20 protein-coding genes and 1 pseudogene are annotated in these 26,677 nt (G+C 60.5%); 15 read left to right on the top strand and 6 right to left on the bottom strand.

Features of this window, described 5'->3' with window-relative positions:
• Nucleotide 1: 1 nt before the first annotated feature.
• From ispG to GJU48_RS19735, 7 genes are all read left to right on the top strand, one after another.
• Complete coding sequence (ispG, locus tag GJU48_RS19765) at nt 2-1,111, top strand: flavodoxin-dependent (E)-4-hydroxy-3-methylbut-2-enyl-diphosphate synthase (protein ID WP_094949432.1); 1,110 nt, start codon at nt 2-4, stop codon at nt 1,109-1,111.
• Between the two features lie 21 nt (nt 1,112-1,132).
• The gene (gene hisS / locus GJU48_RS19760) at nt 1,133-2,422 is read left to right on the top strand and encodes a histidine--tRNA ligase (RefSeq protein ID WP_094949433.1); all 1,290 of its coding nucleotides are present in this window, start codon (nt 1,133-1,135) and stop codon (nt 2,420-2,422) included.
• Between the two features lie 41 nt (nt 2,423-2,463).
• Complete coding sequence (locus GJU48_RS19755) at nt 2,464-3,105, top strand: YfgM family protein (RefSeq protein WP_094949434.1); 642 nt, start codon at nt 2,464-2,466, stop codon at nt 3,103-3,105.
• Nucleotides 3,098-4,249: an outer membrane protein assembly factor BamB gene (bamB, locus tag GJU48_RS19750; protein WP_094949435.1), complete on the top strand. Its 1,152-nt coding sequence runs from the start codon at nt 3,098-3,100 to the stop codon at nt 4,247-4,249. The genes GJU48_RS19755 and bamB overlap by 8 nt, the downstream gene beginning before the upstream one ends.
• Before the next feature lie 134 nt (nt 4,250-4,383).
• Complete coding sequence (gene der / locus GJU48_RS19745) at nt 4,384-5,853, top strand: ribosome biogenesis GTPase Der (protein ID WP_094949436.1); 1,470 nt, start codon at nt 4,384-4,386, stop codon at nt 5,851-5,853.
• A gap of 175 nt (nt 5,854-6,028) precedes the next feature.
• Nucleotides 6,029-7,177, top strand: a complete 1,149-nt coding sequence (locus tag GJU48_RS19740; RefSeq protein WP_094949437.1) for a pyridoxal phosphate-dependent aminotransferase — start codon at nt 6,029-6,031, stop codon at nt 7,175-7,177.
• A complete protein-coding gene (locus GJU48_RS19735; protein WP_094949438.1) occupies nt 7,165-7,956 on the top strand; it encodes an amidohydrolase in 792 nt (263 codons plus the stop codon). Before GJU48_RS19740 ends, GJU48_RS19735 begins: the two co-directional genes overlap by 13 nt.
• A gap of 179 nt (nt 7,957-8,135) precedes the next feature.
• On the opposite strand, the gene leuA is transcribed toward GJU48_RS19735, so the two are convergent.
• From leuA to GJU48_RS19715, 4 genes are all read right to left on the bottom strand, one after another.
• Nucleotides 8,136-9,815: a 2-isopropylmalate synthase gene (leuA, locus tag GJU48_RS19730; RefSeq protein ID WP_094949439.1), complete on the bottom strand. Its 1,680-nt coding sequence runs from the start codon at nt 9,813-9,815 to the stop codon at nt 8,136-8,138.
• Between the two features lie 317 nt (nt 9,816-10,132).
• On the bottom strand, nt 10,133-10,954 hold the full coding sequence (locus GJU48_RS19725) for a peptidoglycan DD-metalloendopeptidase family protein (RefSeq protein WP_094949440.1): 822 nt from the start codon (nt 10,952-10,954) through the stop codon (nt 10,133-10,135).
• Nucleotides 10,955-10,957: 3 nt separating this feature from the next.
• Nucleotides 10,958-12,337, bottom strand: a complete 1,380-nt coding sequence (gene xseA, locus GJU48_RS19720) for an exodeoxyribonuclease VII large subunit (RefSeq protein WP_094949441.1) — start codon at nt 12,335-12,337, stop codon at nt 10,958-10,960.
• A 10-nt stretch (nt 12,338-12,347) separates the two neighbouring features.
• The gene (locus GJU48_RS19715) at nt 12,348-13,238 is read right to left on the bottom strand and encodes a LysR family transcriptional regulator (RefSeq protein ID WP_094949442.1); all 891 of its coding nucleotides are present in this window, start codon (nt 13,236-13,238) and stop codon (nt 12,348-12,350) included.
• Nucleotides 13,239-13,337: 99 nt separating this feature from the next.
• Here GJU48_RS19715 and GJU48_RS19710 point away from each other — a divergent pair, with 99 nt between their 5' ends.
• The 4 genes and pseudogenes from GJU48_RS19710 (at nt 13,338) to guaA (ending at nt 18,062) form a co-directional block, all read left to right on the top strand.
• Complete coding sequence (locus GJU48_RS19710; protein WP_094949443.1) at nt 13,338-14,105, top strand: sulfite exporter TauE/SafE family protein; 768 nt, start codon at nt 13,338-13,340, stop codon at nt 14,103-14,105.
• A gap of 144 nt (nt 14,106-14,249) precedes the next feature.
• A pseudogene (locus GJU48_RS25005) lies at nt 14,250-14,795 on the top strand (sugar ABC transporter ATPase); the annotation flags it as partial.
• A 99-nt stretch (nt 14,796-14,894) separates the two neighbouring features.
• A complete protein-coding gene (gene guaB, locus GJU48_RS19705) occupies nt 14,895-16,364 on the top strand; it encodes an IMP dehydrogenase (protein ID WP_094949444.1) in 1,470 nt (489 codons plus the stop codon).
• Between the two features lie 120 nt (nt 16,365-16,484).
• Nucleotides 16,485-18,062 (top strand): glutamine-hydrolyzing GMP synthase, encoded by a 1,578-nt coding sequence (gene guaA / locus GJU48_RS19700; RefSeq protein ID WP_094949445.1) that lies wholly within the window; start codon nt 16,485-16,487, stop codon nt 18,060-18,062.
• Between the two features lie 255 nt (nt 18,063-18,317).
• Here the strand turns inward: guaA and GJU48_RS19695 are convergent, their stop codons facing one another.
• Nucleotides 18,318-18,503, bottom strand: a complete 186-nt coding sequence (locus tag GJU48_RS19695; RefSeq protein WP_256671162.1) for a hypothetical protein — start codon at nt 18,501-18,503, stop codon at nt 18,318-18,320.
• A 20-nt stretch (nt 18,504-18,523) separates the two neighbouring features.
• Nucleotides 18,524-19,228: a trehalose operon repressor gene (gene treR / locus GJU48_RS19690; RefSeq protein ID WP_094949447.1), complete on the bottom strand. Its 705-nt coding sequence runs from the start codon at nt 19,226-19,228 to the stop codon at nt 18,524-18,526.
• 253 nt (nt 19,229-19,481) lie between these two features.
• Here treR and treP point away from each other — a divergent pair, with 253 nt between their 5' ends.
• The 4 genes from treP (at nt 19,482) to ptsP (ending at nt 26,676) form a co-directional block, all read left to right on the top strand.
• Nucleotides 19,482-20,924 carry a PTS system trehalose-specific EIIBC component gene (gene treP / locus GJU48_RS19685; RefSeq protein WP_094949448.1) on the top strand — a complete coding sequence of 481 codons (1,443 nt, stop codon included), beginning with the start codon at nt 19,482-19,484 and terminating at the stop codon, nt 20,922-20,924.
• Nucleotides 20,925-21,039: 115 nt separating this feature from the next.
• Nucleotides 21,040-22,686: an alpha,alpha-phosphotrehalase gene (treC, locus tag GJU48_RS19680; RefSeq protein WP_094949449.1), complete on the top strand. Its 1,647-nt coding sequence runs from the start codon at nt 21,040-21,042 to the stop codon at nt 22,684-22,686.
• Nucleotides 22,687-22,758: 72 nt separating this feature from the next.
• Nucleotides 22,759-23,979 carry a maltoporin gene (locus GJU48_RS19675; RefSeq protein WP_094949450.1) on the top strand — a complete coding sequence of 407 codons (1,221 nt, stop codon included), beginning with the start codon at nt 22,759-22,761 and terminating at the stop codon, nt 23,977-23,979.
• Nucleotides 23,980-24,144: 165 nt separating this feature from the next.
• Nucleotides 24,145-26,676, top strand: coding sequence for a phosphoenolpyruvate--protein phosphotransferase (gene ptsP, locus GJU48_RS19670; protein WP_094949451.1), 2,532 nt, complete (start codon nt 24,145-24,147; stop codon nt 26,674-26,676).
• The last annotated feature ends 1 nt before the right edge of the window (nt 26,677 follow it).

Here is a 26,677-nt window from a genome sequence, read left to right as displayed (position 1 = left end):
CATGCACGGCGAATCTCCAATCAAACGTCGCGTATCGCGCAAGATCTGGGTCGGCTCGGTGCCGGTGGGTGGCGATGCCCCCATCGCGGTACAGAGCATGACCAACAGCGACACCAATGATGTTGCCGCCACCGTGGCCCAGATCAACCGTCTGGAAGCCGCCGGCGTAGACATCGTGCGGATTTCCGTGCCAGACATGGACGCTGCCGAAGCCTTTGGTCGCATAAAACAACTGGTCAAGGTGCCGCTGGTTGCCGACATTCACTTCGACTATAAGATCGCTTTGCGCGTTGCCGAGCTGGGCGTCGATTGCCTGCGCATCAACCCGGGCAACATCGGTCGCGAAGACCGTGTGCGCGCGGTGGTGGATGCTGCCCGTGATCGCGGGATTCCGATCCGTATCGGCGTCAACGCCGGTTCCCTGGAAAAAGACCTGCAAAAGAAATACGGCGAGCCGACCCCAGCCGCGCTGGTTGAATCGGCGCTGCGCCACGTTGAACACCTTGAACGTCTGAATTTTCAGGACTTCAAGGTCAGCGTAAAGGCTTCCGACGTGTTTATGGCCGTAGAAGCTTACCGCCTGCTGGCCAAGGAAATCGTGCAGCCGCTGCACCTGGGTATCACTGAAGCGGGCGGTTTGCGCTCAGGCACAGTGAAATCTGCGGTGGGTCTCGGTATGCTGCTCGCCGAAGGGATTGGCGATACTATCCGCATCTCCCTGGCGGCAGACCCGGTAGAGGAAGTGAAGGTCGGTTACGACATTCTCAAATCCCTGCATTTGCGTTCCCGTGGCATCAACTTCATTGCCTGCCCGAGCTGCTCGCGGCAGAACTTCGACGTGGTGAAAACCATGAACGAACTGGAAGGGCGCCTCGAGGACCTGCTGGTGCCGCTGGATGTTGCGGTGATCGGTTGCGTGGTCAACGGCCCGGGTGAAGCCAAAGAGGCGCACATCGGCCTGACAGGCGGTACGCCGAACCTGATTTACATCGACGGCAAGCCGTCGCAGAAGTTGACGAATGACAATCTGGTGGATGAGCTCGAAAGACTGATCCGCCAGAAAGCGGCCGAGAAGGTCGCGGCTGACGCAGCGCTGATCGCGCGCGGCTAAGAACGAATTTAAGGATTAGATGTGAGCAAGTCTCTGCAAGCCATTCGTGGCATGAACGACATCCTGCCGGAGCAGACGCCACTGTGGCGCTACTTCGAGAGCACGGTCGCGCGCCTGCTGGATAACTACGGTTACAAGCAGATCCGCATGCCGATCGTCGAGTTCACCGAGCTGTTCAAGCGCTCCATCGGTGAAGTGACCGACATCGTCGAAAAAGAGATGTACACCTTTGAAGACCGCAACGGCGACTCCCTGACTCTGCGTCCGGAAGGTACTGCCGCGTGCGTGCGCGCCGTGCTCGAGCATGGCCTCACCGGTGGTGGCCAGCCGCAGAAGCTGTGGTACATCGGCCCGATGTTCCGCCACGAGCGCCCGCAGAAAGGCCGTTATCGCCAGTTCCACCAGATCGGCCTGGAAGTGTTCAACCTCGACGGCCCGGACATCGACGCCGAGCTGATCGTGCTGACCTGGCGCCTGTGGGGCCTGCTGGGCATCCGCGACGCGGTCAAGCTTGAACTTAACAGCCTGGGCACCAGTGAATCCCGTGGCCGCTACCGGGTCGCCCTGGTCGAGTACCTGTCCGCCCACCTCGACAAGTTGGACGAAGACAGCCAGCGCCGTCTGAAAACCAACCCATTGCGCGTGCTGGATACCAAGAACGCCGACACCCAAGCCGTACTGGTCGACGCGCCGAAAATGGCCGATTACCTGGACGACGAGTCGCGCACCCACTTCGAGGGCCTCAAGGCTCGCCTGGATGCGGCCGGTATTCCGTACGTGATCAACCCGAAACTGGTACGTGGCCTCGATTACTACAGCAAAACCGTATTCGAATGGGTCACCGACAAACTCGGCGCCCAGGGCACCGTGTGCGCCGGTGGTCGTTACGACGGCCTGGTCGAGCAAATGGGCGGCAAACCGACCACGGGCGTGGGTTTTGCCATGGGCATCGAGCGGCTGATCCTGCTGCTGGAAACCCTGGAGCAGGTCCCGGAAGAAATCTCCCGTCAGGTGGACGTGTACCTGTGCGCCTTTGGCGAGGCCGCCGAACTGGCAGCCCTGGCCTTGAGCGAAAAAGTGCGCGACCAACTGCCGAACCTGCGCCTGCAGATCAATGCCGGCGCCGGCAGCTTCAAGAGCCAATTCAAGAAGGCCGACAAGAGCGGTGCGCTGTATGCACTAATCCTCGGCGATGACGAACTGGCCCAGCAAGTGATAGGTTTCAAACCCCTGCGTGGCCAGGGCGAGCAACAGAACATTGCCTTTGATGCGCTCGCCGCGCACTTGGCCACCTGCGTCGTGCAGGGTTGAAGCTGTCGAACAGCCGAATTTAGCGATTAAGGAGTATTGGGGTGTCGAGTACTGATGATGAGCAGCTGGCCGAGTTCAAGGACTGGTGGCAGCGTAACGGCAAGCCCCTGGTTACCGGCGGCCTGCTGGCTTTAGTGGTGGTGTTCGGCTGGCAAGCCTGGACAAAGTATCAGGCCAACCAGTCCCAAGGCGCCTCGATCCTCTATCAACAATTGCTGGAAACCACGCTGACGCCGGACGGCAAGCCTGATCCTGGCCAAGTGGCAGACTTGGCCGGCAAGCTGAAAGCCGAATTCGGCGGTAGCACCTACGCCCAGTACGGCAGCCTGTTCGTCGCGAAAGTTGCGGTCGACACCGGCAAGCTGGATGACGCAGCCACCGAGCTGAAGGCCATCGCCGACAAGCCGACCAACCCGACCCTGGGTGAAATCGCACGTCAGCGCCTGGCACAGGTGTTGGCAGCACAGAACAAGGCTGACGAAGCACTCAAATTGCTCGACGGCGATGCTGACAAAGCATTTGTGGCCACTCGTGAAGAGCTCAAGGGCGACCTGTTGGTCCAATTGGGTCGTACCGACGAAGCCCATGCTGCGTACCAAAAAGCCAAGGCGGCGCTGTCTGATGAAGCGGCGGTCGGTGGCTTACAAATCAAGCTGGACGACTTGGCCAAAGGGGATGCGTGACGTGATCCGTTGGAAACATGCAGCATTGCTGGCTCTGGCCATTCTGGCCGCGGGTTGCAGCAGCAACAGTAAAAAAGAACTGCCTCCTGCCGAGCTGACCAGCTTCAAGGAAGAAGTGGTCCTGCAGAAGCAGTGGAGCCGCTCCGTCGGTGATGGCCAGGGCGACCTGTACAACCTGTTGCAGCCGGCAATCGACGGCGACAACATCGTGGCCACTGACTCCACGGGCGTGATCATTGCCATGGATCGCATGAATGGCGACGTGAAGTGGAAGAAAGACCTCGAGCTGCCGGTTTCCGGTGGCGTGGGTGTCGGCTACGGCATGGTGCTGATCGGTACGCTTAAAGGCGACGTGGTTGCTCTGGACTCGGCGACGGGCGAAGAGAAATGGCGCGCTCGCGTGACCAGTGAAGTGCTCTCGGCGCCTGCCACCAACGGCGATATCGTCGTGGTGCAGACCCAGGATGACCGTGTGATTGGCTTGGATGCCTCCACCGGCAACCAGCGCTGGCTGTATGACAGCACCCCTGCGGTGTTGACCCTGCGCGGTACCAGTGGTCCGATTGTGACCAACAACCTGGCCGTCGCAGGCCTGTCGACCGGTAAAGTGGTCGCCCTGGATACTCAGAACGGCGTGCCGGCCTGGGAAACCCGTGTGGCCATCCCTCAAGGTCGTTCCGAGCTGGACCGCGTTGTGGACATCGACGGCGGCTTGCTGCTGTCGGGCGAAACCATTTACGTGGCCACTTACCAGGGCCGCGTTGCGGCGCTGGACCTGCAAAGCGGCCGCATCAACTGGCAGCGTGATGCTTCCAGCTATGCTGGTGTCGCCCAAGGGTTTGGCAGCGTCTACGTAAGCCTGGCGTCCGGCACCGTTGAAAGTGTGGACGAGCGTTCTACCACCGCACTGTGGAGCAACGACTCTCTGGCCCGCCGTCAACTGTCGGCACCGGAAGTGTTCTCCAGCTACGTAGCGGTAGGTGACTTCGAAGGTTACCTGCATCTGCTGAGCCAGGTGGACGGTCGTTTTGTCGGCCGCGAGCGTATCGACAGCGACGGCCTGCGTGCCCGTCCGCTGGTTGTGGGTAACATGCTTTATGTGTTTGGCAACAGCGGCAAGCTGCAAGCCCTGACCATCAAGTAAGAACTATGCTTGGGGTAACACCCAGGCGGCCCCGCTTCGGCGGGGCATGCGGCATTTGAATATGCTGCCCCGAGCACCAGCCGCTGCCTTGCAGCGGCTTTTGTATTTTCTGAAATAACGAAGTGGAGAGCCGCATGGTTCCCGTAATCGCCCTGGTGGGCCGACCTAACGTCGGCAAGTCCACCTTGTTCAACCGCCTGACCAGGACTCGCGACGCCATCGTCGGCGACTTGTCCGGTCTGACCCGTGATCGCCAATACGGTGAGGCAAAGTGGCAAGGGCGCTCCTACATTATTGTCGACACCGGTGGTATCTCCGGTGACGAGCATGGCATGGACGAAAAGATGGCCGAGCAGTCGCTGCTCGCTATCGAAGAAGCCGATGTCGTGTTGTTCCTGGTGGACGCCCGCGCGGGCTACACCGCTGCCGACCAAATGATTGGCGAGCACCTGCGCAAGCGCAACAAGCGTTCCTATCTGGTCGCCAACAAGATCGACAACATCGATCCTGAGGCCGCCCGTGCCGAATTCAGCCCGATGGGCCTGGGCGACGCGATTCCGGTCGCCGGTGCTCACGGTCGCGGCATCACCCAGATGCTGGAAATCGCCCTGCGCGACTTCCCTAAGGATGACGCCGAGGAAGAAGAGGGCAGCGAGGAGATCGTCGCCGAAGGTGAGGAAGCCAAGCGCATTCCTGGCCCGAGCGAAAAAGACGGTATCAAGATCGCGATCATCGGCCGCCCTAACGTCGGCAAGTCGACGCTGGTTAACCGCATGCTCGGCGAAGACCGGGTAATCGTGTATGACGAACCCGGCACCACCCGCGACAGCATCTACATCCCGTTCGAGCGTAACGACGAGAAGTACACGCTGATCGACACCGCCGGTGTGCGCAAGCGCGGCAAGATCCACGAGGAAGTTGAAAAGTTCTCGGTGGTCAAAACCCTGCAAGCGATCAAAGACGCCAACGTGGTGATCTTCGTGATGGACGCCCGCGAAGGCGTGGTAGACCACGACCTCAACTTGCTGGGCTTTGCCCTGGAAGCCGGTCGCGCCTTGGTCATCGCGATCAACAAGTGGGACGGCATGACGCCGAGCGAGCGCGATTTCGTCAAGATCGAGCTGCAGCGCCGCCTGTTCTTTGTTGAGTTCGCCGATATTCACTTTATCTCGGCCCTGCACGGCACCGGCGTGGGTAACCTCTACGCCTCCGTACAAAACTCGTTCAAGTCCGCAGTTACCCGCTGGCCGACCAACCGTCTGACCCAGATCCTGGAAGACGCAGTTGGCGAGCATGCGCCGCCGATGGTTAACAACCGCCGCATCAAACTGCGTTACGCCCACTTGGGTGGTGCCAACCCGCCGATTATCGTGATTCACGGTAACCAGATCGAGAAGGTGCCGAAATCCTATGTGCGTTACCTGGAAAACACCTACCGCCGTGTCTTGAAACTGGTCGGTACGCCGATCCGTATCGAGTTCAAAGGTGGCGAGAACCCATACGAAGGCAACAAGAACACCTTGACTGACCGTCAGGTGAACAAGAAGCGTCGTTTGATGACTCACCACAAGAAGGCCGACAAGAAGCGCCGCGACAAGAAATAAACGCCGCTTCAGGTCGTAAGCTGCACGCTGCAAGAGAGGGCTCCTTTGGAGCCCTGCAGTGCTGCACGCTGCAAGAGAGGGCTCCTTTGGAGCCCTTTTTTGTGCGCGATGGTTTGTGCCTTGACCCCACGCAGCCGGCAGCTTAAAACTTGAGGCTCACCTGCAGGGGCCTCCGATGATCACCAGCAAGCTGCCGAATGTCGGCACGACCATTTTCACCACCATGTCGCAACTCGCTGCCGAGACCGGCGCACTCAACCTGTCCCAGGGCTTTCCCGATTTCAATGGCCCTAAAGCATTACTCGATGCGGTCGGTAAGCACGTCGCCAGCGGGCATAACCAGTATTCACCGATGACCGGCCTGCCGGCCCTGCGTCAGCAAGTGGCCGCCAAGATCGCCCGTAGCTATGGCGCGACAGTCAACCCCGACAGCGAAGTGACCATCACTCCTGGCGCCACCGCCGCGATTTTCTGCGCGATTCAAGCGGTGATTCGCAACGGCGATGAAGTCATCGTGTTCGACCCCAGCTACGACAGCTATGAGCCCTCGGTCGAACTGGCCGGTGGCCGCTGCGTGCATGTACAACTGAGCCTGCAAGGCTTCGCCTTGGACTTTGAAAGGATCAAGGCCGCGTTGTCACCGCGCACACGCATGATCATCCTCAACACCCCGCACAACCCGACCGGCGCACTGATCAGTCGCGCCGAACTGGACCAGTTGGCCGAACTGATCCGCGACCGCGATATCTATCTGGTCAGCGATGAAGTCTACGAACACTTGGTGTTCGATGGCGTACCCCATGTCAGCGTGTTGGCCCACGAAGAGCTGTATCAGCGTGCGTTCGTGGTCAGCTCCTTCGGCAAGACCTATCACGTCACCGGCTGGAAAACCGGCTACGTGGTCGCGCCCGCCGCTCTGACCGCTGAACTGCGCAAGGTGCATCAATATGTCAACTTCTGCGGCGTGACCCCTTTGCAGTACGCTTTGGCGGACTTCATGGCCGAACACCCGGAACACGTCGAAGAACTGCCGGCCTTCTACCAGGCCAAGCGCGACCTGTTCTGCGACCTGCTGGTGCCGTCGCGTTTCAGCTTTACCCGGGTGACCGGTACTTACTTTCAACTGGTGGATTACTCACAGATTCGCCCGGACCTGGATGACGTCGCCATGTCACTGTGGATGACCCGCGAGCACGGCGTGGCGACGATTCCGGTCTCGGTGTTCTACCAGCACCCACCCCAAGGCCAGCGCCTGGTGCGCCTGTGCTTTGCCAAACGCGAGGAAACGCTGCGACAAGCAGCTGAGAAACTATGCGTGATCTGAGTGCATTACCCGACCTGAATATCGCCCTGGTCCAGACCAGCCTGGTGTGGCATGACCGTCAGGCCAACTTCGAGCATTTCGAGTTGCTGCTGGAACAAGCCCAAGGCGCCGACCTGATCGTATTGCCGGAAATGTTCACCACCGGCTTCTCGATGGAGTCGGCCACGCTCGCCGAGCGCGAAAATGGCCCCACCCATGAGTGGCTCCTGGCCCAGGCGGCCAAATACAACGCGGTGATCACCGGCAGCGTGATCATCCAAGCCGCCGACGGCAGCCACCGCAACCGCCTGCTCTGGGCGCGGCCGGATGGCGAGGTGCTGCATTACGACAAGCGCCACCTGTTCCGTATGGCCGGCGAGCACGACCACTACACGCCGGGCGAGCGTCAGGTGCAGTTCGAGTTGAAGGGCTGGCGTATTCGGCCGTTGATTTGCTACGACCTGCGCTTCCCGGTGTGGAGCCGTGATGCGCAGGACACGGACTTGCTGCTGTACACCGCCAACTGGCCGGGTGCACGGCGCCAGCACTGGAATCGGTTATTGCCAGCACGAGCCATCGAAAATCTGTGCTACGTGGCGGCGGTGAACCGGGTGGGTACCGATGGCAAAGGCTTTGCCTACACCGGAGACAGCCAAGTGCTGGATTTCCAGGGTGAGACCTTGTTGAGTGCGGGGGAGGCGGATGGGGTGTTTCAGGTATGCCTGGAAGCGGCCGAGCTGGCGGCGTATCGCACCAAGTTTCCGGCGAACCTGGATGCCGATAGGTTTCAGTTTGTCTGATACACCGCTATCGCGGGCAAGCCCGCTCGCCACAAAAGCTCGGTTGCTTCAGATTTTGTGTCCACTGGCGGTTGTGTAGATGCCGCGATGAGGCCCTTACAAACCACACAAATCTGCCGCCCAACAAAAAAGGCCCCTAAGTTCTCACCCAGGGGCCTTTTGCATTTCAGCGCACCGGCTTACGCCGCTTTCGCTTCCTGCTGACTCAACGAACGGTTCAGCGCACTGAACAGCGCCTTGAAGCTCGCTGTGGTGATGTTTTCATCAATGCCCACGCCATGCACTGGGCGCTCGCCGTTCACACGCAGTTCAATGTAGGCCGCCGCCTTGGCGTTGGTGCCTGCACCGATGGCATGTTCGTTGTAGTCCATGATCTCCACGCCAATCGGCAGGCCAGCCACCAGCGCTTCCAGGGCGCCGTTGCCTTTGCCTTTCCAGTGCAGGTTGGTTTCGCCCTGGCCCTTGCCCGAGACTTCCACCTCGACAAAGCTGTTGCCGTTCTCTTCCTGCAGGCGATGGCTGACCAGCGCATACGGGGTGTTGGCTTGCAGGTATTCACGCTGCAGCAAAGCGTAGATCTGCGGTGCGGTCATCTCAAGACCCACGCGGTCGGTTTCAGCCTGCACCACTTGGCTGAACTCGATCTGCATGCGACGCGGCAAGCTGATGTCGTATTCCTGCTCCAGCAGGTAGGCGATGCCGCCTTTGCCCGACTGGCTATTCACACGAATCACCGCCTCGTAGCTGCGGCCAATGTCGGCCGGGTCGAGCGGCAAGTACGGTACTTCCCACAGTGCGTCGGCTTTCTGCTGGGTGAAACCTTTGCGGATCGCGTCCTGGTGGGAACCGGAGAACGCGGTGTGCACCAAGTCGCCGACGTACGGGTGACGTGGGTGCACCTGGATCTGGTTGCACTCCTCGACGACTTTGCGCACGCCGTCGATGTCGGAAAAGTCCAGCTGCGGGTCGAGGCCTTGGGTGTACATGTTCAGTGCCACAGTGACCAGGTCGACGTTACCGGTGCGCTCGCCGTTGCCGAACAGGCAGCCTTCGACACGGTCGGCGCCGGCCATCAGGCCCAGCTCGGTGGCGGCCACGCCAGTGCCACGGTCGTTGTGGGTGTGCAGGCTGATGATAACGCTGTCACGGCGGTTGATATGGCGACCGAACCACTCGATCTGGTCGGCATAGATGTTCGGTGTGGCGCATTCAACGGTGGCTGGCAAGTTGAGGATCATCTTGTGCTCAGGTGTTGGGTTCCACACCTCGATCACCGCGTCACACACTTCCTTGGCGAACTCCAGCTCAGTGGCGCTGAAGGTCTCCGGGGAATATTCGAAGGTCCACTGGGTTTCCGGCTGCTGGGCGGCGTATTTGACGAACAGCTTGGCCGCGTTGACGGCGATGGCCTTGATGCCGTCCTTGTCCTGGTTGAACACAATGCGGCGGAACGACGGCGAGGTGGCGTTGTACAAATGCACGATGGCTTTCTTGGCGCCGCGCAGGGATTCGAAGGTACGGGCGATCAAGTCTTCACGGCCCTGGGTCAGCACCTGGATGGTGGTGTCCTCGGGGATGTGATTGTCTTCGATCAAGGTGCGCACGAAGTCGAAGTCGGTTTGCGAAGCGGCCGGGAACGAGGCTTCGATTTCCTTCACGCCCACCGCAACCAGGGTCTTCCAGAAACGCAGTTTTTTCGCGGCGTCCATCGGCTCGATCAGCGACTGGTTGCCATCACGCAGGTCGGAGCTGCACCAGATCGGCGCTTCGGTGATGGTTTTCGACGGCCAGGTGCGGTCCGGGATATCGATGGTCGGGAACGCGCGGTACTTCGAAGACGGGTCTTTGAGCATGCTCATCGGGAAATCCTTTGTTGTAGGGGCCGAGAAAAGGCGGCCTGCCGTGTAACTATTTTTGGGGATGAAGCGTGGGACGAGGCAGATCGATTCAGCCTGGCAGTCGTGCGCTGACGAGGCACAGGCTGCGGTGCTGGCGGAGCTGAATGAGGGTGTGAGAGGTTTTCATAAGCTCAACCCTAACCGCAGGGGTGAAAGATGGCAAGCAGTCGCTAAAAATTGAGAGAAGTTCTTGCTTTGAGCGAGTGGGCGAGATTTTGTAGCTGTATTAGTGGCTAATGACATTTGCCGCGATGAAGCTTGCGGCCCCACCGATCATCTCAGGGCTGGAAGGCGCCGATAAAAATCGCTGGGTCCACTCGTGCATCGTTGAGGCTGATGTTCCAGTGCATGTGCGGCCCGGTCGCACGGCCTGTCGAGCCGACCTTGCCCACCACCGCACCGCGTGCCAGTTGATCGCCCACCTTCACGTCGATCTTCGACATGTGGCAGAACATGCTGATAAAGCCTTGGCCGTGGTCGACGAACACGGTGTTGCCGTTGAAGAAGTAGTTGCCGGTCAGGATCACTTTACCTCCCGCCGGGGTTTTGATCGGCGTGCCGGCGCCGACAGCGAAGTCCAGGCCAGAATGCGGGTTGCGCTCCTCGCCGTTAAAGAACCGGCGCACACCAAACTTGCTCGACAGCGGCCCATTGACGGGTTTATCCAGCAGCAAGTTGCTTGGCGTGTTCGGGCTGAAACTGCGGTAAGCCTTGAGCTGCACGGCCAACTCGCCCTCGATGCGTTTGAGCTGCGCCGGGTCTGGGTTCACCTGGCTTTTGTTCTTCAACGTGATGTGCTGCTCGGGGTACTTCTTGAAGCCCACCACAAACGGCAGGTTTTGCCCGCCACTGGCGATGCGTTGGGTGCCGGGTTTAACCGCAAGCGGAATCCCGACGATCGCCAGCCAGTTGTTCTGTTCCTTGACCACCAATACCGGTCGGTTTTGGTAGGTCGCTTTCGGCGCCGTTGCCGAAGCACCCAGGTCGACCACTGCAACGCCACCGGGCACCGGCTTGTTCAGCAGCCGAGTGATGTAGCTGTCGGCGTGGGCATTGACGGTGAGGCACAACAGCATCAGCAGGCTAAATAGACGAGGCATCAATCAATCCAATAACGAAAGGGTGACGGGTGTCAGGTGGTTGTCTTCCACCCGCACCTGCAATTGGCCTTCACCGAGGCGCGCGGTCAGGCGCTGGCCGGTGTGGGTTTGCGCGGCATTGCGAATCGCCTGGCCGCGGTCGTCCAGCAAAATGCTGTAGCCACGGCCGAGGGTCGCCAGTGGGCTGACCACTTGCAGCGTCTGCACCTGGCTTTGCAGTTGCAGGCGCCGCGCCTTGAGACCTTCGCGCATGGCACGCGGCAGGCGTTCGGCGAGGCTGTCCAGGCGTTGGCGCAGCAGGGCCAGTTGGCGGCCCGGGTGTTGGCCGGCGAGGCGGGTTTCCAGGCGAATCAGGCGTTCGCGGCGGGTATTGAGGCTGCGCTCGAAGGCGCGGCGCATGCGCATGTCCAGGTCATCCAGGCGCTGGGCCTGCTGGCGCAGCCGTTCGCCAGGGTGGCGCAGGCGGCGGGCCATGCCTTCCAGGCGCAGACGGTCGTGGCTCAACCGATTGCGCATCAACAGGACTAAGCGGCGATGCAGGCTTTCGACCTGGCGCACCAGATTGCTGGCGTCCGGCGCGAGCAATTCCGCGGCGGCCGAGGGCGTCGGTGCGCGCACGTCTGCGACAAAGTCCGTGATCGACACATCGGTCTCATGGCCGACGGCGCTGACGATGGGCGTAACGCAAGCATCCACCGCGCGGGCCACGGCTTCTTCGTTGAAGCACCACAGGTCTTCCAACGAGCCGCCGCCACGGGCCAGGATCAACGCGTCGAAGCCGCGCGCGTCGGCCAGTTTCAGTGCGCGCACAATCTGCGGGATCGCTTCGCGGCCTTGCACGGCGGTGGGGATCAACGTCAATTGCACCTGCGGCGCACGGCGGCGGAACACGCTGATGATGTCGCGGATCACCGCACCGGTAGGCGAACTGATAATGCCGATCTTCTGCGGGTGCGCCGGCAGCGGCACCTTGCGTTCGGCACTGAACAGGCCTTCAGCGCTGAGCTTTTCCTTCAAGGCATCGAAGGCCAGGCGCAGCGCACCATCACCGGCAGGCTCCACGGTGTCGAGGATCAACTGGTAGTCGCCCCGGCCCTCGAACAGCGAGACCTTGCCGCGCACCTTCACCGCCAGGCCATCTTTCAACGCCTGGCGCACCCTGGCGGCATTGTTGCGAAACAACGCGCAACGTACCTGGGCGCCGCTGTCCTTGAGGGTGAAATACACGTGGCCGGAGGCCGGGCGGGCGAGGTTGGAGATCTCGCCTTCGACCCAGATATTGGTGAACACGTCTTCCAGCAACACCCGCGCGCGGCCGTTGAGCTGGCTGACAGTCAGGACTTCGCGGTCCAGGCCCAGACGGGCAAAAGGATCTTTAATCATGGGCGGCAGTTTATAGGCATTCGTGCAAGGTTTGGCAGAATTGCTCGACCAGCGCGCTCGGCGTCTGCGCGCAGGCCAGGGCCACGGTGCTGAGGCTGTCCGGGTCGGCCAGGGGTAAAAAGTGCAGGTTGGCGGGGGCGATGTCCTGCATGGATTTTGGTAACAAGGCAATACCGAAGCCGGCCTGGATCAGTTGCAACTGCCTGGTTTTGCGCGACATCACCCGTGCCGCCTTGGGGAAAAATCCTGCGCGCATGCACAACTCGGCTGACAGATAACTCAGGCCGCCGCGTTGGGGATGGGGGATCGAGATAAATGCTTCGTCCTTGAGTTGCGCCAATGCCACCGGCGCAGTGCTGCGCGCCAGCGCGTGATCAGGCGGCACCGCCAGCAACAGTTGTTCGCTGTATAAAGGCACCACTCGCACGCCTTCGCGCTGGCGCAACACCGGCAGGCGCAACAGCCCGACTTCGAGGCGGCCGTCGGCGATTTCCTCCAACTGCGCTTCGGAGGAAAGTTGGACGATGTCCATCGACACGCCAGGGCAACGCTTCAGCCAGTTGCTGATGCCTTGCAGCAAGGGGCCGCTCATCGGCACGGTGCTCGAATGGCTCAGGCGCAGCGTGCCCAACTGACCGTTGCCCACCTGTGTGGCCATTTCGCTGGCCTTGAGCAACTCGCCCAACAGGTTGCGCGCCCGTGGGTAGAAGGCTTCACCAGCCGCCGTCAGCCGTGGTTGGCGCGCGGTGCGTTCGAACAGCGGGGTTTGCAGTTGGGTTTCCAGCTCTTTGATCTGTCGGCTCAGGGCCGATTGCGCCACAAACAGACGTTCGGCGGCGGCGCTGAAGCTGCCACTGTCGGCGATTTCGACGAAGTAGCGCAGTTGGCGGGTGGAGATCACGCGTCATGCCTTTTCGAGATAGGTGGAGGGCTTTGAAGATATTAGTCGCAACACTCGACGATGGCTAAAGTGGGGGCTAACTCTTTCAAGGAAGTGCCCATGAACCCGGTTGAGCTGATGAGCCAGTGGTCGTTTGGCGGCGTTGATTGGCTGGTGATCGGCGTCGGCATTGTCGTCGCCTATATCGTGTTCGGTATCGCAGGCTTTGGTACGGCGCTGGTCGCCGGGCCGATCCTGATTGTGTTTATGCCGTTGTCGAAAATCATCCCGCTGCTGGTGCTGCTGGATTTCGTCGCGGCCTTTGGCAACCTGCTGCAATCACGGCGGAACGTGAACACGCCGGAGCTGCTGCGATTGCTGCCGTGCATGGCAATCGGTTGCACACTCGGTGTGATCTTCTTGCTCAACCTGCATTCGGACCTGTTGCTGCTATTGATGGGGCTGTTTATCAGCGCCTATGCGATTTACAGCCTGGCGGTGAAAGCCCGGCCGACGCAGCTGGCGGCCCGCTGGTCGATTCCCATGGGCACCGTGGGCGGGTTGTTTGGTGCGTTGTTTGGCAGTGGCGGCTTTTTATATGCGATCTACCTGAACAGTCGTTTGCCCAAGGACGCGGCGCGGGCCACGCAAAGCGCGTTGATCAGTTGCAGCACGGTGGTGCGCTTGAGCTTGTTCCTGATTGCCGGGGTGTACGCTGATTTGCCGCTGTTGATGTTGGCGCTGTGCCTGTTACCGGCGATGGCCTTGGGGCTGTGGTGCGGGCGCAGGCTGACGATGCGCATGACGCGTGAAGCCTTTGTGCGGTTGGTGACGTGGTTGGTGTTGGCCAGCGGTATTGCGTTGATCGCCCGTTACTTGAGTACTTGACCTGTGGGTGTCAGGGATTAAGCTGCCGGGCTCTAGGGCCTCATCGCGGGCAAGCCCGGCTCCCACAGTTGATCGCATTCCAATGTGGGAGCCGGGCTTGCCCGCGATGAGGCCAGAAGCCACACCGCAGGACTCCCAGGCCTCATGAACTCCCAAAGCATCCTTGTCCCGAAAATCTCCACCTTGCCCGTCCACGAACCCCGCGCCCGGGCGATCGTGCGTTGGCTGGTGCGCAAGAACATCATCAAGGAAGAGCTGACCACGTGCGGGCGCACCGGCAACCGCATGGCCTACGCCCTGGCCGATGGCGCCCGCGCGGTGGTGCTGCACCCCGAAGCGCTGCCGTTCAACGAGCCGATCAATGGCCTGGAGATCATCTACAAGCGCTGCATCTACACGCCGGCCAAAGGCTTTCTCGAAGAAGCCGGCTGCCCGGAATGCCTTAAAGAGGTCGGCGAGGCGTTGTTCGAAAGCCTGGAAGACTGGATGCCCGGCCACACCGACAACTTCACCTGCCCGCTGTGTGGGCATGAAGATGACATCAACGGGTTTCTATTTCTGCAGGAATGCGGGTTTTCCAACCTGGGGTTCATCTTCAACAACTGGGCGGAGGCGGGCTTCAAGCAGAGCTTTATCGATGAATTCGCCGACTGGCTGGACCAGAAGATGAGTTGGGTCAAAGTCGAGCTACCCTCAGTATTACCAAGTTTGTCAGAGTTTTACATTGAGCCTGACAGGGTGCATGTATATAATGGCGCGCTTCCATTTTCCCGCTCGGGAGCCCCCGCGATGCTGCGTATCAGCCAAGAAGCTCTGACATTCGACGACATTCTCCTAGTGCCCGGTTATTCCGAGGTGCTTCCTAACGAAGTCAGTCTCAAGACCCGCCTAACCCGTGGCATCGAGCTGAATATTCCCCTGGTTTCTGCTGCCATGGACACCGTCACCGAAGCCCGTTTGGCAATTGCCATGGCTCAGGAAGGCGGCATCGGCATCATCCACAAGAACATGACCATCGAGCAGCAAGCTGCCGAAGTGCGCAAGGTCAAGCGTTACGAAGCCGGTGTGGTGAAAGATCCAATCACCATCGAAGCCGACGCCACCGTGCGTGACCTGTTCGAACTGACCAGCCTGCACAATATCTCCGGCGTTCCGGTACTGCACGATGGCGACTTGGTCGGCATCGTCACTTCCCGTGATGTGCGTTTCGAGAACCGTCTTGAAGTCACCGTCCGCGAAGTGATGACGCCTAAAGAGCGCCTCGTCACTGTCCGCGAAGGTGCTGACAAGGACGACGCTCGTGAGTTGCTGCACAAGCACCGCATCGAACGCGTGCTGATCGTCGACGACAAATTCGCCCTCAAAGGCATGATGACCGTCAACGACATCGAAAAAGCCAAGGCCTACCCGTTGGCCAGCAAGGATGACCAAGGTCGTCTGCGCGTTGGCGCCGCTGTGGGTACCGGTAAAGACACCGGTGACCGCGTGGCGGCCTTGGTTGCTGCCGGTGTTGACGTGGTGGTGGTCGACACCGCCCACGGTCACTCCAAAGGCGTGATCGAGCGCGTTCGCTGGGTCAAACAGAACTTCCCTGACGTCCAGGTGATCGGCGGCAACATTGCCACCGGCGCAGCCGCCAAGGCCCTGGCCGAAGCCGGCGCCGATGCGGTCAAGGTCGGTATCGGCCCTGGCTCGATCTGCACCACGCGCATCGTCGCCGGTGTGGGCGTGCCGCAAATCAGCGCCATCGCCAACGTCGCCGCTGCCCTTGAAGGCACGGGCGTACCGTTGATCGCCGACGGCGGCATCCGTTTCTCCGGTGACCTGTCCAAGGCCATCGTAGCCGGTGCTTCCTGCGTGATGATGGGCTCGATGTTCGCCGGTACTGAAGAAGCGCCGGGCGAGATCGAACTGTTCCAGGGCCGTTCGTACAAGGCTTACCGTGGCATGGGTTCGCTGGGCGCCATGTCCCAGGCGCAAGGTTCCTCCGATCGTTACTTCCAGGACTCCTCGGCAGGCGCCGAGAAGCTCGTACCGGAAGGCATTGAAGGCCGTGTGCCGTACAAAGGCACCCTGAGCGCGATCATCCATCAACTGATGGGCGGCCTGCGTTCCTCGATGGGTTACACCGGCAGCGCCGACATCGAAGAAATGCGCACCAAGCCAGAGTTCGTGCGGATCACCGGCGCTGGCATGGCTGAGTCCCATGTCCACGACGTGCAGATCACCAAGGAAGCGCCAAACTACCGCGTAGGTTGAGGCTTCCAGCAAAACGTTAAGTAACCGGGGCTGTTTTATTCAGCCCCGAGTTGTTTCTGATTCATTACGGCTGTTATTCAGCCCCGAGTTGTTTCTGATTCATTAGACGAGACTGACTTCATGGCCCTCGACATTCACGCCCACCGCATCCTGATCCTCGACTTCGGTTCCCAGTACACCCAACTGATCGCCCGCCGCGTGCGTGAAATCGGCGTGTACTGCGAACTGCATCCGTTCGACATGGATGACGAAGCGATCCGCGAATTCGCACCTAAAGGCGTCATCCTCGCCGGTGGCCCTGAGTCCGTGCACGAAGCCAACAGCCCGCGCTGCCCGCAAGCCGTATTTGACCTGGGCGTGCCCGTCTTCGGTATCTGCTACGGTATGCAGACCATGGCCGAGCAACTGGGCGGCAAGGTTGAAGGTTCCGAACTGCGTGAATTCGGTTACGCCCGTGTCGACGTGGTCGGCAAGAGCCGCCTGCTGGATGGCATCGAAGACCACATCGACGCCGACGGCCTGTTCGGCCTCGACGTGTGGATGAGCCACGGTGACAAGGTCACCAAGATGCCGGAAGACTTCCACATCCTGGCCAGCACCCCGAGCTGCCCGATCGCCGGCATGTTCAACGACGAGCGCGGCTACTACGGCGTGCAGTTCCACCCGGAAGTGACCCACACCAAGCAAGGCGGGCGCATCCTGTCGCGCTTCATCCTCGACATCTGCCAGTGCGAAGCGCTGTGGACCCCATCGAAAATCGCTGAAGACGCCATCGCCAACGTGCGTGCCCAAGTCGGCACCGACAACGTGCTGCTCGGCCTGTCCGGCGGCGTTGACTCCTCCGTGGTTGCCGCGCTGCTGCACAAAGCCATCGGCGACCAACTGACCTGCGTCTTCGTCGACAACGGCCTGCTGCGCCTGCACGAAGGCGAGCAAGTGATGGCCATGTTCGCCGAGAACATGGGCGTCAAGGTGATCCGCGCCAACGCTGAAGATCAGTTCTTGAACAACCTGGCCGGCGAGTCCGACCCAGAGAAGAAGCGCAAGATCATCGGCCGCACCTTCATCGACGTATTCGATGCCCAGGCCAAACACCTGGACAACATCAAGTACCTCGCCCAGGGCACCATCTACCCCGACGTGATTGAGTCGGCCGGCGCCAAGAGCGGCAAGGCCCACGTGATCAAGTCCCACCACAACGTGGGTGGCCTGCCTGAGGAAATGAACCTCAAGCTGGTAGAACCGCTGCGTGAACTGTTCAAGGACGAAGTCCGCCGTCTGGGCCTGGAACTCGGCCTGCCGTACGACATGGTCTACCGCCACCCATTCCCAGGCCCGGGCCTGGGCGTGCGTATCCTGGGTGAAGTGAAGAAGGAATACGCCGACCTGCTGCGTCGCGCCGACCACATCTTCATCGAAGAACTGCGCAAAGCCGACTGGTACCACAAAGTCAGCCAAGCCTTCGTGGTGTTCCAGCCGGTGAAATCGGTTGGCGTTGTAGGCGATGGCCGTCGTTACGCCTGGGTTGTGGCCCTGCGTGCGGTGGAAACCATCGACTTCATGACCGCGCGTTGGGCGCACCTGCCGTATGAGCTGCTGGAAACTGTCAGCGGCCGTATCATCAATGAGATCGAAGGTATTTCGCGCGTTACTTATGACGTGTCGAGCAAGCCGCCGGCGACGATTGAGTGGGAATGATGGGACGTCCGGCATTGCCCGGCACTATCTAGCAAGAAATGCCCTGGAGCCCGCGTAATTGCGGGCTTTTGGCTTTTTGGGGCTCCCCTGGCTCGCCGATGCTGGCGGTCGAGAAGGCGCAACTGCCCAGCGCTGCTATCGCCGACATCCCTGCGGTGCCATACAGTCCGCATAGATCGCTCAATCCTAACGGATTACCGGCGGCCTTCGCACACCGGTGATTCTCCGATGCGGCCTTCCTTGCACAGGTCAATGTTATCTTACGAGTCTTTCATGTTCGTGCGCAAGTTCGCCGAATTCGCCCACAGGCTCAGCCTTCAGGAACAGGTCTGCTCCACCGTCCTGGTGCAGCCGAAACACGTCCGCCCGCGATTCGCCGATGGCTTGTTGCTCAATCAGCGCCTGCGGGAACTGTTCGCGCCACTTGCTGGGGATATTCACGGTGTTTGCCCTTTTTCGCCTCAGCGCCGCGCGATGTCCGAAAAGTAAAACTTATCCAACGTATGCCGTGATTCGGTGTACTCGAACTGCCGCCCATCCTGCAAAAACGTCTGGTTGCTCACCACGATCACATGGCTTTGGCCATCGAGGTCCAGGTGTGCCTGGTCGTCTTTGCTGCGCGGCAGGGCTTCGATGGTACGTTGGGCGAAGCTGATGTGCAGCTGCAGCGTTTGCTCGATAAACGCGTAGATCGACTGCTCGGCGATGTCGCGGTCAAGGCCTGGGATCAGCTCGGCGACGAAGTGGTTGATGTCGAGGATCACCCGTTTGCCGCCGATGCGCCGTACCCGTTTGATGCGGGTGATCAGGGTGCCGGGTTCGGCTTCGATGTGTTGCAGCAGCGAGCCTTCAAGCGGGAATTGGCTGAAATCGACGACTTCAGTGCGTACGTCATCGCCCAGGTCGGCATGGGTTTCGTGGAAGCTAACGATGCCGCCCAACTGGAACTCGATGGGGTTGGGCGACAACACAAAGGTGCCCTTGCCGTGGATTTTTTGCGCAAACCCACGTTCCTGCAACTGCTCGATCGCACGACGCACGGTGCCACGGCTGGCTTGGTAGGCATCCATCAGTTCGGTTTCGGAGGGAAGGCGCGTGCCGCGTTGCAGGCGTTCGGTGGTGATGCTGGCAAGCAGATCCGTATAGATCTGGTTGTATTTGCTCATGGTTTGGCTCTATGCCCGACTTGATGAAGGTGGACTGCGCAGTTCAAGGCAGGAACCTTAGTGGCAGAGGTGAAGTTTGTCCATTGGACCCACATGGAAGAAAGGGAAATATCTGACTCAAAATTCAGAAATATAAACAATTTGTTACTCGTACAGACGAGTTGTTGATTTAACTCGTACAGACGAGTACTTTTGGCCTCGGCGTGCTGCCAATGACTGCCCCCAAATAAAAAAATTAAAGTGGAAACCAAGCATGAGCCACGACTATTCGACTATTGCCCACCAGATTCTCGAGAACCTCGGGGGCCGCGACAACCTTGAGCAAGCTGCCCACTGCGTGACCCGCCTGCGACTGGCGCTCAAGGACCCGAGTCTGGTCAACAGCAGCGCGTTGAACCAGGTCGACCTGGTCAAGGGCTCGTTCTTCACTGGCGGCCTGTTCCAGGTAGTGATCGGCCCTGGCGAGGTGGAAAAGGTCTACGCCGCCCTGCGCGAACAGACCGGCCTTGCCGCCGCCACCATCGCTGACGTGAAGAAGAAGGGCGCCGACAAGACCAACGCCATGCAGCGTCTGGTGCGCGTATTTTCCGATGTGTTCATGCCGATCCTGCCTGCGCTGATCATCGCCGGCCTGCTGATGGGCATAAACAACCTGATGGGCGCCCAGGGCATGTTCATCGAGGGCAAGACGCTGCTGGAGGCGTATCCGAACCTGGATGGCCTGTGGAGCCTGATCAACCTGATGGCCAACACCTCGTTCGTGTTCCTGCCGGCGCTGGTGGGCTGGTCGGCGGCCAAGCGGTTTGGCGGCAGTGAAATCCTCGGCATCGTGCTCGGCCTGATGCTGGTACACCCCGACCTGCTCAATGCCTGGAACTACGGCAAGGCGGTGGCCGGCCTCGACGGCCAGAGCCTGCCGTACTTCGATATTTTCGGCTGGTTCAAGATTGAAAAAGTCGGTTATCAGGGGCAGATCCTGCCGATCCTGATGGCGGCGTATGTGATGAGCGTCATCGAAAAATGGCTGCGGGCCCGCGTGCCTAACGCGATTCAACTGCTGGTGGTGCCGATCACCACCATCGTCGTGACCGGCGTGCTGGCACTGGCGATCATCGGCCCGATCACTCGTCACCTGGGCATCCTGATTACCGAAGGCGTGGTCACCTTGTTTGACCTAGCACCCATGGTCGGCGGTGCGATTTTCGGCCTGCTGTACGCGCCGCTGGTGATCACCGGCATGCACCATATGTTCCTCGCTGTGGACCTGCAGCTCATCTCTACCCAGGGCGGCACCTTTATCTGGCCGATGATCGTCATGTCCAACTTGGCCCAGGGCAGCGCCGCACTTGGCGTGTTCTACATGACCCGCAATGCGCGGGACAAAAGCATGGCCTCGACCTCGGCGATTTCCGCCTACTTCGGCATCACTGAGCCGGCGATGTTTGGCGTGAACCTGCGCTTCAAATTTCCGTTCTACGCCGCCCTGTTGGGGTCGGCACTGGGCAGCATTTTCCTGTCGCTGAACAAGGTGACCGCCTCGGCCATCGGCGTGGGTGGCTTACCGGCGTTTATCTCAATCCTTCCGCAGTACATCCCGGTTTTTGTCATCGGGATGGTCATTGCGATTGTGGTGCCGTTTGTTCTGACCTGTGCGTTAAGCATGAAAATTGTGCGGCCGGGGTATCGCGTCGCCTGACCGACCGCTTTCGCGAGCAAGCCCGCTCCCACATTTGATCGCATTCCAAGCTGAAGGAGTCTCCATGCAAAACGCAACCCGTCATTTGATCGCATTCCAAGCTGAAGGAGTCTCCATGCAAAACTGGCAACACTCGGTGATCTACCAGATCTACCCTAAAAGCTTCCATAGCCACGCGGGTAACGCCACCGGTGACCTGCTGGGCATCGTGGACAAGCTCGATTACCTCAAGTGGCTGGGCGTGGATTGCCTGTGGATCACCCCGTTCCTGCGCTCGCCGCAACGCGACAACGGCTATGACATCAGCGACTACTACGCCATCGACCCCAGCTACGGCACCATGGCCGACTGCGACCTGCTGATCAGCGAGGCGGCCAAGCGCGGCATCAAGCTGATGCTCGACATTGTGGTCAACCACACCTCCATCGAGCACGAGTGGTTCCAGCAAGCGCGCAGCAGCCTCGACAACCCGTACCGCGACTTCTACATCTGGCGCGACCAGCCGAATAACTGGGAATCCAAGTTCGGCGGTTCGGCCTGGGAATACGAGGCGCAAACCGGCCAGTACTTCCTGCACCTGTTCGACCACACCCAGGCCGACCTGAATTGGGACAACCCCAAGGTGCGCGCCGAAGTGTTCAAGCTGATGCGCTTCTGGCGCGACAAAGGCGTGGGTGGTTTCCGCTTGGACGTGATCAACCTGATTTCCAAACCCGCCGATTTCCCCGAAGACAACACCGACGGCCGCCGCTTCTACACCGACGGCCCGAACGTGCACGAATACCTGCAGGAAATGCACCGCGAAGTCTTCGAGGGGCACGACCTGATCAACGTCGGCGAGATGTCGTCCACCAGCCTGGAACACTGCATTCGCTACTCCAATCCGGCGTCGAAAGAGCTGTCGATGACCTTCAACTTTCATCACCTGAAAGTGGATTACCCGAACCTGCAAAAGTGGGTGAAGGCCGACTTCGATTTCCTGCAACTCAAGCAGATTTTTTCCGATTGGCAACTGGGCATGCAGGCCGGTGGCGGCTGGAATGCGCTGTTCTGGTGTAACCACGACCAGCCGCGGGTGGTCTCGCGTTTTGGTGACGACGGCGAGCACCGTGTGGTCTCGGCCAAGATGCTTGCCACCGCGCTGCACTTCCTCCAAGGCACGCCGTATGTGTACCAGGGCGAAGAGCTGGGCATGACCAATCCGGGCTTCGACAGAATCGAACAGTACCGCGATGTCGAGACCCTGAACATCTTTCGTCTCAAGCGCGATGCGGGTGAATCCGAGGCGTCGAGCATGGCGGCGATCATGCAGAAGTCCCGCGACAACGGCCGCACGCCGATGCAATGGAGCAGCAACGCCAACGCCGGTTTCAGCACGGGTGAACCGTGGATCGGCATCCCGGCGAATGCGCAGCAGATCAACGTCGAGAGCCAACTGGATGACCCGGACTCGGTGTTGCATCACTACCGCGCGCTGATCGCGCTGCGTCGCCTTGAGCCGCTGATCCAGGAAGGCGTTTATCGCCAGTTGCTACAAGACCATCTCCAGGTTTGGGCGTACGTGCGCGAAGGGCAGGGCGAGCGCTTGCTGGTGCTGAATAACTTTTATGCCAAGCCCTGCGAAATCCAACTGCCCCAAGGCGTCATCGACGCGACGAGCGAGCAACGCCTGCTGATCAGCAACTACCCCGACTGCCCGGTGCGTACGCGCACGGTGGTGTTGCGACCTTACGAATCGTTTGTGCTGCACCTCAAGGATTGAGGCCCGCTGTAACCCCCGTATGAGCGTGCGGGGGCGCTTGAAAAAACCATAATAAAAATACCGGAGTGCTTCATGAAAACAACAATAAAGCTGGGCCTCATTGCATCATGTCTTAGCGCACCTTTTGCCGCTCAGGCCCTCGAGTTTGCTGGTTACTTGCGCAGCGGCGCGGGCACTTCAACGGGCAGCGGCAAGCAGCAATGCTTCCAACTGCCGGGGGCGCAATCCAAATACCGCTTGGGCAACGAATGCGAGCAATACGCCGAACTTGAATTGCGCCAGGACCTGCTGACCCTCGACGACGGCTCGGTGCTCAGCGTCGATGCCATGGCATCGCTGTACAACAAGTACGACCGTGCCCTGAAATTCCAGGGCGAAGACAACGGCTCGGCACGCATGCCGCAGATGTATGCGCAGTGGTCCAACCTGCCCAGCCTCAATGGCGGCTCGGTGTGGGCCGGGCGGCGTTACTACAAACGTAACGACATCCATATCTCCGACTTCTACTACTGGAACCAGAGCGCCACCGGCGGCGGTGTCGAGGACGTAAAAATCGGCGACCTCAAATACAGCTACGCCCTGTCGCGCAAAGACAACCTGTACCAGAAGGAATACGCCACCCGCCACGACTTCAACGTCGCGGGCTTCAAGACCAACCCCGGCGGTGAGCTCGAGTTGGGCTTGAGCTACATTGAAAAAGCCGGCGGGCGTGATGCCAACAGTGGCTGGGCGATCACGGCGCAGCATGTGCAAAAAGCTTTCCTTGGCGGTAAAAACAAATTCGCCTTGCAGTACGGCGAAGGCCCCGGCACCGGCTTGGGCTACACCGGTAATACGGCCCTGGATAACAGCAGCAAAAGCTACCGCGCCGTGGAGTTTTTTGACTGGCAGATCACCCCGCGTTTCGGCGGGCAGGTCGAGGCGGTGTACCAGAAAGACATTCGCCCAGGCAGCCAGGACCAGACCTGGATGTCCATCGGTGTGCGCCCGGCGTATGCCATCAGCGAACAGTTCAAGCTGGTCACCGAACTTGGGCATGATCAGGTCGACGCTGCCGGCGGTACGCGCAAGCTGAGCAAATTTACCTTTGCCCCGACCTGGTCGCCTAAAGGCCCAGATTTCTGGGCACGGCCGGAAGTGCGTTTGTACTACACCTATGCAACCTGGAACGAAGCGGCCAAGCGTGCGGCAAATGAACTGGCGGCGGGCTCGGCGTTGTCCGACACCGGCGCCTACGGCACGGCGCGGCATGGCTCGAACGTGGGTGTGCAGGTCGAATACTGGTGGAAATAAACACGGACTCACTGTGGGAGCTGGCTTGCCTGCGATGCGAGCGACTCGGTTTTTCAGTGACACCGAGGTATGACACCGAGGCGATGCTATCGCAGGCAAGCCAGCTCCCACATTGGACCGTTGTTGGCCCTATGATTTTTACAGAACAAAACAGCAGGTGAAGTCATGACCACAACTCAACCCCTGGAACTGCTGGCGCCGCTGTCCGGTGTGCTGCTGGCGCTGGATCAGGTGCCCGACCCGGTGTTCGCCAGTCGCATGATCGGCGACGGCCTGTGCATCGATCCCACCTCGCAGACCCTTTGCGCGCCGTTGGCCGGGGTGATCAGCAGTATCCAGGACAGTGGTCATGCGGTCAGCGTTACCGACGACAACGGCGTCCAGGTGCTGATGCATATCGGCCTGGACACCGTAAACCTGGCGGGCCAGGGCTTCACGCCGCTGGTGAAGGAAGGCCAGCGGGTGGAGGTCGGGCAGCCGCTGATTGAATTCGATGCTGACTACGTGGCGCTCAATGCACGCAGTTTGCTGACCTTGATGTTGGTGGTCAGCGGCGAGCCGTTTACGCTGCTGACGCCGGACGGTGCTCTGGTGGATGTGGGCCAGCCGCTGCTGCGTGTGTCACCTGGCGAAGCTGCTGCAACAGTGGATGAGGAGGAGGGCGATGCACTGTTCTCCAAACCGCTGACCTTGCCCAACGCCAACGGCTTGCACGCGCGTCCTGCGGCGGTGTTTGCCCAGGCGGCGAAGGGGTTCAGCGCGAGCATTTACCTGCACAAGCAAACCCAGAGCGCCAACGCAAAATCCTTGGTGGCGATCATGGCGTTGCAAACCGTGCAGGGCGATTCCTTGCAGGTGAGCGCGGCCGGCGACGATGCCGAAGCGGCAATCAACGCGCTGGTGGCGCTGTTGGCCGAGGGCTGTGGCGAGACAATCGCGCAAACGCGTGAAGTGGTCAAACCTGTCGCGCCGGTATCGTCGGCCACCTTGTTGCGCGGCGTGTGTGCGTCGCCGGGTTCGGCGTTTGGCCAGGTGGTGCAAGTGGCTGAGCCGGAACTGAACATTACCGAAGCCGGGAGTGGCGAGGCGATTGAGCGTGCCGCACTGGCGCGTGGCCTGTTGGCGGCCGCCGAGGCGCTGCAAGCCTTGCAAGCCAAAGCGGCCGGCAGTGCCCAGGCGGAGATTTTTCGCGCCCATCAAGAACTGCTCGAAGATCCAACCTTGCTCGAGCAAGCCCATGCCCAGTTGGCTAATGGCAAAAGTGCTGCTTTTGCCTGGAACCGGGCCACGGTGACCACTGCCACCTTGTTCCAGGGCCTGGGCAATGCACTGCTCGCCGAACGTGCGGCGGACTTGGCCGATGTGGGCCAGCGCGTGCTCAAACTGATCCTCGGTATCCAGGACCGGGCATGGGATTTACCCGAGCAGGCCATCCTGATCGCCGAGCAACTGACCCCGTCGCAAACCGCCAGCCTGGATACGCGCAAGGTGCTGGGGTTTGTCACCGTCGGCGGCGGGGCGACCAGCCATGTCGCGATCCTCGCTCGCGCGCTCGGCCTGCCGGCGATTTGCGGTGTGCCGGTGCACGTGCTGACGCTGGCCAATGGCAAACAAGTCCTGCTCGACGCCGACAAAGGTGAGCTGCACCTGGTGCCGGACCTGGCTGAAATCGAAAAACTGCAGGCTGCCCGCTATCAGCAAATGCAGCGCCGTCAGCGTGAAGTGGCGCAAGCCGCCTTGCCGGCCACCACCCGCGACGGCCATCACGTCGAGGTCACGGCCAACGTCGCGTCGTTGCAGGAGGTCGAGCAATCCCTGGCCTTGGGCGGTGAAGGCGTCGGCCTGTTGCGTTCGGAGTTCCTCTACCTGGACCGCAACCGCGCACCCAGCCCCGAGGAGCAGGCCGGCACTTACACCGCCATCGCCCGCGCCCTGGGCACCGAGCGTAATTTGGTGGTTCGCACCCTGGACGTCGGTGGCGACAAGCCGTTGGCCTATGTACCGATGGAAAGCGAAACCAACCCGTTCCTCGGCTTGCGCGGTATTCGGCTGTGCCTGGAGCGCCCGGAGCTGCTGCGCGAACAGTTCCGCGCGATCCTCGCCAGCGCCGGTTTCGCACGGCTGCATATCATGTTGCCGATGGTCAGCCTGTTGTCGGAGCTGCACCTGGCGCGCAAGATTCTTGAGGAGGAAGCGCTGGCGCTGGGGCTCAAGGAACTGCCAAAGCTGGGGATCATGATCGAGGTGCCGTCTGCGGCGCTGATGGCCGACGTTTTTGCCCCGCATGTGGATTTCTTCTCCATTGGCACCAATGACCTGACCCAATACACCCTGGCCATGGACCGTGACCATCCACGTTTGGCGAGCCAGGCCGACAGCTTTCACCCGTCGGTACTGCGCCTGATTGCCACCACCGTCAAGGCCGCGCATGCCCATGGCAAGTGGGTCGGTGTGTGTGGTGCGCTGGCGTCCGAAGCGCTGGCGGTGCCGGTGTTGATCGGGCTCGGCGTGGATGAATTGTCGGTCAGCGTGCCGCTGATCCCGACCATCAAGGCCACCGTGCGCGAGCTGGACCTGGCCGACTGCCAGAGCATCGCCCGCCAGGTGCTGGGCTTGGAAGAAGCCGCCCAAGTACGCGAGGCCCTGCGCCTGTACCACGCGGCCACTGTTGAAACCTCACCTGTTGTGGAGCACTGAG

Origin of the sequence: Pseudomonas sp. IB20 (assembly GCF_009707325.1) — a bacterium.
Taxonomy (GTDB): domain Bacteria; phylum Pseudomonadota; class Gammaproteobacteria; order Pseudomonadales; family Pseudomonadaceae; genus Aquipseudomonas.
Note: the sequence above shows the minus strand (reverse complement) of the source record. Positions and strands in the feature narration are given on the sequence as shown.

Coding starts and splice junctions, on each gene's coding strand:
- treP (WP_094949448.1), top strand. CDS start 19,482: ATGAGCCACGACTATTCGACTATTGCCCACCAGATTCTCGAGAACCTC.
- ptsP (WP_094949451.1), top strand. CDS start 24,145: ATGACCACAACTCAACCCCTGGAACTGCTGGCGCCGCTGTCCGGTGTG.
- guaB (WP_094949444.1), top strand. CDS start 14,895: ATGCTGCGTATCAGCCAAGAAGCTCTGACATTCGACGACATTCTCCTA.
- GJU48_RS19735 (WP_094949438.1), top strand. CDS start 7,165: ATGCGTGATCTGAGTGCATTACCCGACCTGAATATCGCCCTGGTCCAG.
- GJU48_RS19740 (WP_094949437.1), top strand. CDS start 6,029: ATGATCACCAGCAAGCTGCCGAATGTCGGCACGACCATTTTCACCACC.
- GJU48_RS19710 (WP_094949443.1), top strand. CDS start 13,338: ATGAACCCGGTTGAGCTGATGAGCCAGTGGTCGTTTGGCGGCGTTGAT.
- treC (WP_094949449.1), top strand. CDS start 21,040: ATGCAAAACTGGCAACACTCGGTGATCTACCAGATCTACCCTAAAAGC.
- GJU48_RS19675 (WP_094949450.1), top strand. CDS start 22,759: ATGAAAACAACAATAAAGCTGGGCCTCATTGCATCATGTCTTAGCGCA.
- xseA (WP_094949441.1), bottom strand. CDS start 12,337: ATGATTAAAGATCCTTTTGCCCGTCTGGGCCTGGACCGCGAAGTCCTG.
- bamB (WP_094949435.1), top strand. CDS start 3,098: ATGCGTGACGTGATCCGTTGGAAACATGCAGCATTGCTGGCTCTGGCC.
- der (WP_094949436.1), top strand. CDS start 4,384: ATGGTTCCCGTAATCGCCCTGGTGGGCCGACCTAACGTCGGCAAGTCC.
- treR (WP_094949447.1), bottom strand. CDS start 19,228: ATGAGCAAATACAACCAGATCTATACGGATCTGCTTGCCAGCATCACC.
- leuA (WP_094949439.1), bottom strand. CDS start 9,815: ATGAGCATGCTCAAAGACCCGTCTTCGAAGTACCGCGCGTTCCCGACC.
- ispG (WP_094949432.1), top strand. CDS start 2: ATGCACGGCGAATCTCCAATCAAACGTCGCGTATCGCGCAAGATCTGG.
- GJU48_RS19725 (WP_094949440.1), bottom strand. CDS start 10,954: ATGCCTCGTCTATTTAGCCTGCTGATGCTGTTGTGCCTCACCGTCAAT.
- guaA (WP_094949445.1), top strand. CDS start 16,485: ATGGCCCTCGACATTCACGCCCACCGCATCCTGATCCTCGACTTCGGT.